Raw genomic sequence first — 8,293 nt, forward strand, 5'->3', positions numbered from 1 at the left:
TCAGCCGGCGCGAGGGATGAGGCTCAGCCGGCGAACCAGCGCACCGGCTTGGGCGCGAGGTTCTGGTAGACGTGCTTGGTCTCGCGGTACTCGGCGAGTCCTGCGGGCCCCAGTTCGCGGCCGGTGCCGCTCTTGCCGAAGCCGCCCCACTCCGCCTGTGGCAGGTAGGGGTGGAAGTCGTTGATCCAGACGGTGCCGTGGCGCAGCCGGCCGGCGACGCGGCGGGCCCTGCCGGGGTCGGTGGTCCACACGGCGCCGGCGAGGCCGTACTCGGTGTCGTTGGCGAGGAACACCGCCTCCTCCTCCGTGCGGAAGGTCTCGACGGTGAGGACCGGGCCGAACACCTCCTCGCGTACGACGGTCATCTCGCGGTGGCAGGCGTCGAGGACGGTCGGTTCGTAGAAGTAGCCGGACTCGGGGCGCTCGGGTGACGGCTCGGGGCGCTTGCCGCCGCAGCGCAGGACGGCGCCCTCCTCGAGCGCGCCGGCGACGTGCGCCTCGACCTTGGCGCGCTGCTGCTCGGAGACGAGCGGACCGCACTCGACGCCGTCCTCGGTGCCCCGACCGAGCCTGATCCGCTGTGCCCGGCGGGCGAGTTCGGCGACGAAGCGCTCCCGGACCGACTCCTCGACGATGAGCCGGGCGCCGGCGGAGCAGACCTGGCCGCTGTGGATGAAGGCGGCGTTGAGGGCCTGGTCGACGGCGGTGTCGAAGCCCTCCTCGGTGGCGCAGGCGTCGGCGAAGACGACGTTGGGGTTCTTGCCGCCGAGTTCGAGGGCGACCTTCTTCACGGTCGGGGCGGCGGCCTGGGCCACCTTGGTGCCGCTGACCAGGCCACCGGTGAAGGAGACCAGGTCGACGCCGGGGTGTTCGGCGAGCCGGGCGCCGACGGTGTGGCCGGGGCCGGTGACGATGTTGGCCACCCCGGCGGGCAGGCCCGCCTCGGCCAGCAGCTCGATCAGCGCGATGGTGGTCATCGGGGTGATCTCGCTGGGCTTGATCACGAAGGTGTTGCCGGCGGCGAGCGCCGGGGCGATCTTCCAGCTGGCCTGGAGGAGGGGGTAGTTCCAGGGGGTGATCAGCGCGCAGACGCCGACCGGTTCGTGGACGACGACGCTGTGGACGTCGGGCGAGCCGGCGTCGACCACCCGGCCCGGGGCCTCGGCGGCGACCAGGTCGGCGAAGTAGCGGAAGGCGTCGGCGACACAGTCGATGTCGACCCGGCCCTCCTCGGCGGTCTTGCCCGCGTCCCGGCTCTCCAGCAGGCCCAGGTCGTCGCGGTCGCGTACGAGGAGGTCGGCGACGCGGCGCAGCAGCGCGGCGCGCTCGGCGACGGGGGTGCCGGGCCAGGGGCCGTGGTCGAAGGCCTGCCGCGCGGCGCCCACGGCACGCTCGGCATCCTTCTCGTCGCCCTCGGCGACCACGGCGAACGGCCGGGCGTCCGCGGGGTCGAGGATCTCGCGCGTCGCGCCGGAGATCGCTTCCAGCCACTCGCCTCCCGCGTGGATGGTCGCCTGGGCCTGTCGTTCGGTTCTGTCCGCCATGATCGGTATTGCCTTCCGTTCCTGTTCAGCACCCCTGTGTCACAGACGTGTCACGGTCGGGGACCGTCACCGCCTGCCCCGGGGCCTCCGGTCGCATGCGCAATCGATGGCCGAAAGTGCGCCGCATCACTGAAAAGACGGCCGAAAAACGGACAAACCCCTCGGCGAGTGCCGGGCGCGAGGATCAGGAAGCCATGGACCTCTTCCCGTTCCTTTGACTAAAGTCAAAGGATGACTGAGTCGGCGTCGGCGGAGGAGGTCGCGGCCTTCCGCCGTTTCAACCGCTGTTTCACGCGCCGTATCGGCGCACTGGACGACCACTGCCCGGGCCGGGACCGGCCGCTCGGCGAAGCCCGGCTGCTGTCCGAGATCGGCGAGGGTGTCTCCCTGCGGGAGCTCCGCAGCCGGCTCGGGCTGGACGCCGGGTACCTCAGCCGGATGGCGAAGACGCTGCAGGCGCAGGGGATGGTCCGGGTCGCCGTGCCGCCGCACGACAACCGGCTGCGGAGGGTGGAGCTGACCCCGGCCGGCCGCGCCGAGGTCGATGAGCAGAACCGGCGGGCCGACGCTCTCGCCGCCGGCCTCCTCGACAGGCTCACCCCGGACCAGCGGACCGAGCTGACCGCTGCGCTGGCCACCGCGCAGCGCCTGCTGCGGCTGGCCGGAATCACGGTGGAGGCCGTCGACGGGGGCTCGCCCGACGCCCGGCAGTGCCTGCAGGCGTACGCGGCCGACATCGAGGCACGCTTCCCGGAGGGCTTCGACCCGGGCTCCCTGGTCCGCCCCGAGGAGGTGACCGGGGACGCCGGCGCCTTCCTGGTCGCGTACGAGGAGGGCCGGCCGGTGGGCTGCGGGGCCCTGAGGCGACTGGAGCCGGGGACGGGCGAGATCCGGCATGTGTGGGTGCGCCCGGAAGCCCGGCGGCTGGGCCTGGCGCGCCGGCTGCTCGACGGACTGGAGCGGGAGGCCCGGAAGCGCGGCCTGGGCGTCGTACGCCTGGACACGTACGACGTGCTCACCGAGGCGCGGGCGATGTACCGGGCGTGCGGGTACACCGAGATGCCGCGCTACGACGACAACGTCCACGCCGCCCACTGGTTCGAGAAGCGGCTAGCCGGCTGACGCCGCCGACGCCTCGGTCATCAACTCCCGTACGCAGTCGCGCAGCCAGGCGTGGGCGGGGTCGGCGTCGTGGCGCGGGTGCCAGGCGAACCCCACCCTGGCCGCGGGGAGTTCGAGCGGGACCTCGAAGGTGACCAGGCCGAGGGTGTCGGCCATCGGGCGGCCGTAGGAGGTGATCAGCCCGATCAGGTCGGTCTCGCGCAGCACGAACAGCGAGGCCGGGTAGGTGCCGACACTGCCCACCACGCGCCGGGCCAGGCCCAGTTCGGCCAGCGCGTCGTCGATGGGCCCGTGCTGCCTGCCGCGCCGGGAGACGATCAGGTGTCCCGCCTCCCCGGCGAACCGCTCGGGCGTCAGCTCCCCGCCGAGCAGCGGGTGTCCCGGCCGTACGACACCCAGCAGGCGCTCCTCGTAGACCGTCTCCACATGCACCTCGGGCGCGGTCGTGTCGATCACCCCGACCTCCAGGTCGGCGGTGCCCTGACGCAGGAACGGGGCGTCCACATGGCTCTCGGAGAGAAAGCGCAGCCGGATGCCGGGGGCCTCGCGGGCCGCGCGGGCGAAGAGGGCGGCGCCGTGGGTGGCGGCGATCGCGTCGTGACCGAGGATCGTGAACGTGCGGGCCACCGTGCGCAGATCGGTGTCCCGGCCCGGCGCGAACAGCGCCCGCGCCCGCTCCACCACCGCGCTCACCTCGGCCCGCACGGCCAGGGCGTGCGGGGTGGGCACCATCCGGCGTCCGGCGCGCACCAGGACCGGGTCGCCAAGCGCCTTGCGGATCCGGCCGAGCGTGCGGCTCATGGCGGGCTCCGACAGATGCAGCCGGTGGGCGGCGCCCTGCACGCTCTGCTCCTCCAGCAGGACGTCCAGCGCGACCAGCAGATTCAGGTCCAGGCCGCTGGATTGCGTCATGTGCAGGTATCCCTTGCAAAGGTTGCACTGGAAAGCAGGTCACCGGCGAGCCTACGGTGAGAGCGCATCCCACACCACCCACCGAAGCTCCCGGGAGGAGCCGTGCCCGCGCACGCCCTGAAACGCCCCACCCTGCTCGCGCTGTGCGCCTGCGTCCTGGTCGCCCAGAGCATGGTCGCCGCCATCAACCTCCTCATCCCGCAGCTGGGTTCCTCGTCCCTGCACCCCTCGCACACCGAGATCCTGTGGACGGTCGACGCCTACGTCATCGTCTTCGCGGGCCTGCTCGTCCCGGCCGGCGCGCTCGGCGACCGGTACGGCCGCAAGGGCGCCCTGCTCACCGGGCTCGCCCTGTTCGCGGCGGGCGCCGCCACCAGCGCGCTCGCGACCGGTCCGGCCGTGCTGATAGCCGGGCGGGGCCTGTCCGGCGCCGGAGCCGCACTGATCACACCCGCCACCCTCTCGATCCTGATGCACCTGTCCGCACCCGAGCACCGGGCCCGTTCCATGGGCGCCTGGACGCTGTCGATCGGCCTGGGCGGCGCGGCGGGCAATCTGGGCGGCGGCCTGGCCGGCCAGTTCCTCACCTGGCGCGCCCTGTTCGCGGTGATGGTCCCGCTCGCCGTCGTCCTGGCGGTGGCCGCCTCGGTCACGGTCCCGCGCACCGAACGCTCCGCCCGCAGCAACCCGGACCCGGTCGGCACGCTGCTCCTTACGGCGGGCCTGGTCGCGGTCCTGTTCGGCATCATCGAGGGCCCGGCCTACGGCTGGACCTCCGCCCGCATCCTCGGCGCCTTCGCGGCGGGCGCCCTGCTCGTCGCCGCCTTCACCCGGCACGCCCTGCGCTCCCCCGCCCCGCTGTTCGACCCGCGCGTCTTCGGCTCCGCCCGCCTGCGCGCGGCCTCCCTCGGCACGGCCACCGGCTTCTTCGGCCTGTTCTCGCTGTTCTTCGTCAACTCGCAGTACCTGCAGGGCGTGAAGGGCTTCGGGGCCGCCGTCACCGGGGTGGCGATCCTGCCGCTGGTGTTCGGGATGGCCGCCGCCCAGAAGCTGGCGACCCGCTGGTCAGACCGGCCCCGGACGGTCATCGGCGCCGGTCTCACTCTGATCGGTCTCGGCCTGCTCGGCGCGTCCACGGCCGGCGCGGACACCCCCTACGCGGTGTTCGTCTGCTGGCTCCTGGTCATCTCCGCCGGCGCCGGACTGTCCATGCCGGCCCTGACCCTGGGCGTGGTGACGTCCCTCCCGCCCCACCAGGCGGGCCTGGGCTCGGGCCTCGGCACGACAGCCCGGGAAACCGGGGCCGCGCTGGGTGTCGCCGTCACCGGTACGGTCCTGTCCGCCCACACCGACCTGGTGCACGGCATGGGGCCGGCACTGCGGACGGCGGGGCTCGTGGTGCTGGCTGCCACGGCGCTGGTGGCGGCGGGGTACGGCTCGCCGGCCCGCACCGGCGGGGTGCCGCTCTGTGAAGCAGACGGCACGGCAACCCCCTAGGGCGCGGGGAACTGCGTGACCAGCCACGACGGACCCGCATACGGCGAACGCCCGGCACCCCGCAGCGGGATGCCGAGCGTTTGCTGCTCTGTCTAGGGAACCTCAGATGAGGCCCAGGGAGCGAACCGCCTCGCGCTCCTCCTCCAGCTCCTTGACGGAGGCGTCGATGCGCGCGCGGGAGAACTCGTTGATGTCCAGGCCCTGGACGATCTCGTACCTGCCGTCCTTGGTGGTGACCGGGAACGAGGAGATCAGGCCCTCCGGGACGCCGTAGGAACCGTCCGACGGGACACCCATGGAGGCCCAGTCGCCCTCGGCGGTGCCGTTGACCCACGTGTACACGTGGTCGATCGCGGCGTTGGCGGCGGAGGCGGCCGACGAGGCACCGCGGGCCTCGATGATCGCGGCACCGCGCTTGGCGACGGTCGGGATGAAGTCCTCGGCCAGCCACTTCTCGTCGTTCACGGCCTCGGCCGCGTTCTTGCCGGCGACGGTGGCGTGGAAGATGTCCGGGTACTGGGTGGCGGAGTGGTTGCCCCAGATGGTCAGCCGCTTGATGTCGGCGACCGTCGAACCCGTCTTCTTCGCGAGCTGCGTGAGCGCGCGGTTGTGGTCCAGGCGGGTCATCGCGGTGAAGCGCTCGGCCGGCACGTCCGGCGCGGCGGCCTGGGCGATGAGGGCGTTGGTGTTGGCCGGGTTGCCGACGACGAGGACCTTGATGTCGTCCGCGGCGTGGTCGTTGATGGCCTTGCCCTGCGGCTTGAAGATACCGCCGTTGGCCTCCAGCAGGTCGCCGCGCTCCATGCCCTTGGTGCGCGGGCGGGCGCCCACCAGGAGGGCTACGTTGGCGCCGTCGAAGGCGACGTTCGGGTCGTCGCTGATGTCGATGCCCTGCAGCAGCGGGAAGGCGCAGTCGTCCAGCTCCATGGCCGTGCCCTCGGCGGCCTTGAGCGCCGGGGTGATCTCCAGCAGGCGCAGCTTGACCGGCACGTCCGCGCCGAGCAGCTGGCCGGAGGCGATGCGGAAGAGCAGGGCGTAACCGATCTGGCCGGCCGCGCCGGTGACGGTGACGTTCACGGGAGTGCGGGTCATGGCGTTCTCCGTATGACAGCTGGCGGTGGGGCGTCCCTGCCCCGGGCGGATGATCGATCTCTTGGCGTCAAGAGAGATCCAGCGGTCAGGCTATCGCGCATCCGGCATGCGAGACGTCCGGGGCCGTGTGGATCAGCCCACAGGTCGGACACGGGCCGAACGAAGTGGCGGCCGCCCGTCCGGGAGAGGGAGAGAGGACGGAGCGGCCGCCAGTGGGGGTACCGATTGCCGGACTCCCGTGGGGGTACTCCTCGCGTGCCCAGGATCGGCCCCGCCATGCGCCCGCCTCCGGAAATTCACCCGCCTGCTTCGCGCACCCCGTTACTTGGTGCACCCCGTCCGCCCGGAGGCGAGGAACGCGCAGGCCTTGGCCTCCGCTGCGGTCTTCACGGCGACCATCGGGGTGTAGGCGATGGTGTCGCCGACGGTGGTGGTCTCTCCGCTCTGCCGGACCTTGCCGGCGGTGATCTGGACCTTGTCGCCCTGGGCGGCGCCGGTGATCCGGCCCCAGGCGGTGCCGCAGGCCTTGCTGTAGCGGACCTCCAGGGTGGTGGTGCCGACGGTGACGGTCCGGGCGGTGGTGACCAGGTCGCCGCTGCACCCCATGGCCTCGGCGTCCTTGCCCGTGCAGGCGGAACCGGTGCACTTGACGCCGGGCGGCGTGCTCGCGTTCGTGGTGGCGCTCGGGGACGGCCGCTTGGCGGCGTTCCCGTGCCGGGCGCCGCCCCGGTGGGTGAAGAAGAAGACGGCCGCGATGACGACGAGCACGCCGACGAGCCCGGCGGTGAACATGATCACCCGCTGCCGCCCGGCGTTCGCCGGGGCCGGGGCGCCGCCGCCGGGCCGGGGGGCCGCTACCTGGGGCTGCCGCCCGCCGTACGGGGTCGGCGTGTCCGGGGTCCGGTCGGCGCCGCCGGGTGAGGCGGCGGGCAGCGAACCGTTCGCGTCGGCGGCGCCGGCACCCGCGCGCCCCCCGGTTCCGGGACGGGCGCTCGTCGGGGACGGCCCCTGATACCCGGCGAGTTTCCATGAGTTGCCGCCGGATGTCCCCCCACGCCCGGTCCCGTCACCGTCGACCGGACCGCGGCCGGTCCCATCACCGTCGACCGGACCACGCCCCGCACCGTCACCATCGACCGGACCACGCCCCGCACCGTCACCATCGACCGGACCACGCCCCGCACCGTCACCGTCGACCGGACCACGCCCCGCACCGTCACCGTCGACCGGACGGCGGCCCGCGCCGTCCCGCTCGGCCGGACCACGCCCGGTCCCGTCGCGGCCGGCCGGACCACGCCCCGCACCGTCACGGTCAGCCGGCCCACGCCCCGCACCGCCCCGGGCGACGCGGTCCCGGGCGTCGGCGTCAGGGGCCGTCGGCTGTGGGGGAATCGTCGGGGAGACGCCCGCCGGGCCGGCGATGCCCATGGCCGGGCCGAGGCTCCCGCCCCCGCGGCCGGACGGGCCGCCGGTCGCCTCCGCCGCCCCGAACTCGCCGAGCGCGGCGCGCGCCTGGGAGATGCGGATCGCCTCCATGGTGCGGTCGTGCCGCATCTCCGCCCGGCTCCAGGCGCGTTCGGCCAGCTCCCACATCGTGGTCAGATGCACGGGGCTGGTGCCGGTGACCTCGGCGAGCGCGACGACCGCGCCCTTGGGCGCGAGAAGCCTGCCGCCCAGGTAACGCTCCCAGGACGTCTTGCTGTAGCCCGTGCGGTCGGCGAGTGCCGCGACGCTCATGCCACTGCGGTCCACGAGCCGCCGCACCTGGCTGGTGAACTCCTTGATCTGCGGGTCCAGTTCCTCGGGCAGGTCTTTCCAACGAGGCATCGCTTCCCCCCTTGCTCTCCCCCGACATTCCCCGTCCTGGCTACCCACAAGGATGCACTGCCTGAGGATCCCAGTTCCCGGAGCGGGGGCGCGCGGGAGCATGAACGGCGCGCGCGGACACCGTAGCGGAACGGTCACTTCCGTGCCACAGCGCACGGACAGGCGTTGAACAGGCGGTTCACGGGCGGAAGGCTGAGGAACGGCGGGGGGGGGGGGGGGGGGGGGGGGGGGGGGGGGGGGGGGGGGGGGGGGGGGGGGGGGGGGGGGGGGGGGGGGGGGGGGGGGGGGGGGGTGGGGGG

Annotated in this window: 6 protein-coding genes; 2 read left to right on the forward strand and 4 right to left on the reverse strand. The window is 73.5% G+C overall.

What is annotated here, in order from left to right; all coding sequences use genetic code 11:
• Nucleotides 1-23: 23 nt before the first annotated feature.
• Nucleotides 24-1,544 carry an aldehyde dehydrogenase family protein gene (locus tag ACZ7GZ_RS16360; protein WP_471024627.1) on the reverse strand — a complete coding sequence of 507 codons (1,521 nt, stop codon included), beginning with the start codon at nucleotides 1,542-1,544 and terminating at the stop codon, nucleotides 24-26.
• Between the two features lie 231 nt (nucleotides 1,545-1,775).
• Here ACZ7GZ_RS16360 and ACZ7GZ_RS16365 point away from each other — a divergent pair, with 231 nt between their 5' ends.
• Nucleotides 1,776-2,666 (forward strand): GNAT family N-acetyltransferase, encoded by an 891-nt coding sequence (locus ACZ7GZ_RS16365; protein ID WP_471024629.1) that lies wholly within the window; start codon nucleotides 1,776-1,778, stop codon nucleotides 2,664-2,666.
• On the opposite strand, the gene ACZ7GZ_RS16370 is transcribed toward ACZ7GZ_RS16365, so the two are convergent.
• The gene (locus ACZ7GZ_RS16370; RefSeq protein WP_471024631.1) at nucleotides 2,655-3,578 is read right to left on the reverse strand and encodes a LysR family transcriptional regulator; all 924 of its coding nucleotides are present in this window, start codon (nucleotides 3,576-3,578) and stop codon (nucleotides 2,655-2,657) included. The two genes, ACZ7GZ_RS16365 and ACZ7GZ_RS16370, sit on opposite strands and share 12 nt — an antisense overlap.
• A gap of 102 nt (nucleotides 3,579-3,680) precedes the next feature.
• Here ACZ7GZ_RS16370 and ACZ7GZ_RS16375 point away from each other — a divergent pair, with 102 nt between their 5' ends.
• Nucleotides 3,681-5,075 (forward strand): MFS transporter, encoded by a 1,395-nt coding sequence (locus tag ACZ7GZ_RS16375; protein ID WP_471024633.1) that lies wholly within the window; start codon nucleotides 3,681-3,683, stop codon nucleotides 5,073-5,075.
• A 102-nt stretch (nucleotides 5,076-5,177) separates the two neighbouring features.
• On the opposite strand, the gene ACZ7GZ_RS16380 is transcribed toward ACZ7GZ_RS16375, so the two are convergent.
• Nucleotides 5,178-6,167: a malate dehydrogenase gene (locus ACZ7GZ_RS16380; protein WP_471024634.1), complete on the reverse strand. Its 990-nt coding sequence runs from the start codon at nucleotides 6,165-6,167 to the stop codon at nucleotides 5,178-5,180.
• 321 nt (nucleotides 6,168-6,488) lie between these two features.
• Nucleotides 6,489-7,994: a helix-turn-helix domain-containing protein gene (locus ACZ7GZ_RS16385; RefSeq protein ID WP_471024636.1), complete on the reverse strand. Its 1,506-nt coding sequence runs from the start codon at nucleotides 7,992-7,994 to the stop codon at nucleotides 6,489-6,491.
• Between the last annotated feature and the right edge of the window lie 299 nt (nucleotides 7,995-8,293).

Source organism: Streptomyces sp. NPDC037288, from assembly GCF_055603265.1.

What these genes read in the sequence shown, in the direction of transcription:
- ACZ7GZ_RS16360 (WP_471024627.1), bottom strand. Translation starts at nt 1,544, where the DNA reads ATGGCGGACAGAACCGAACGACAGGCCCAGGCGACCATCCACGCGGGA.
- ACZ7GZ_RS16365 (WP_471024629.1), top strand. Translation starts at nt 1,776, where the DNA reads ATGACTGAGTCGGCGTCGGCGGAGGAGGTCGCGGCCTTCCGCCGTTTC.
- ACZ7GZ_RS16385 (WP_471024636.1), bottom strand. Translation starts at nt 7,994, where the DNA reads ATGCCTCGTTGGAAAGACCTGCCCGAGGAACTGGACCCGCAGATCAAG.
- ACZ7GZ_RS16380 (WP_471024634.1), bottom strand. Translation starts at nt 6,167, where the DNA reads ATGACCCGCACTCCCGTGAACGTCACCGTCACCGGCGCGGCCGGCCAG.
- ACZ7GZ_RS16370 (WP_471024631.1), bottom strand. Translation starts at nt 3,578, where the DNA reads ATGACGCAATCCAGCGGCCTGGACCTGAATCTGCTGGTCGCGCTGGAC.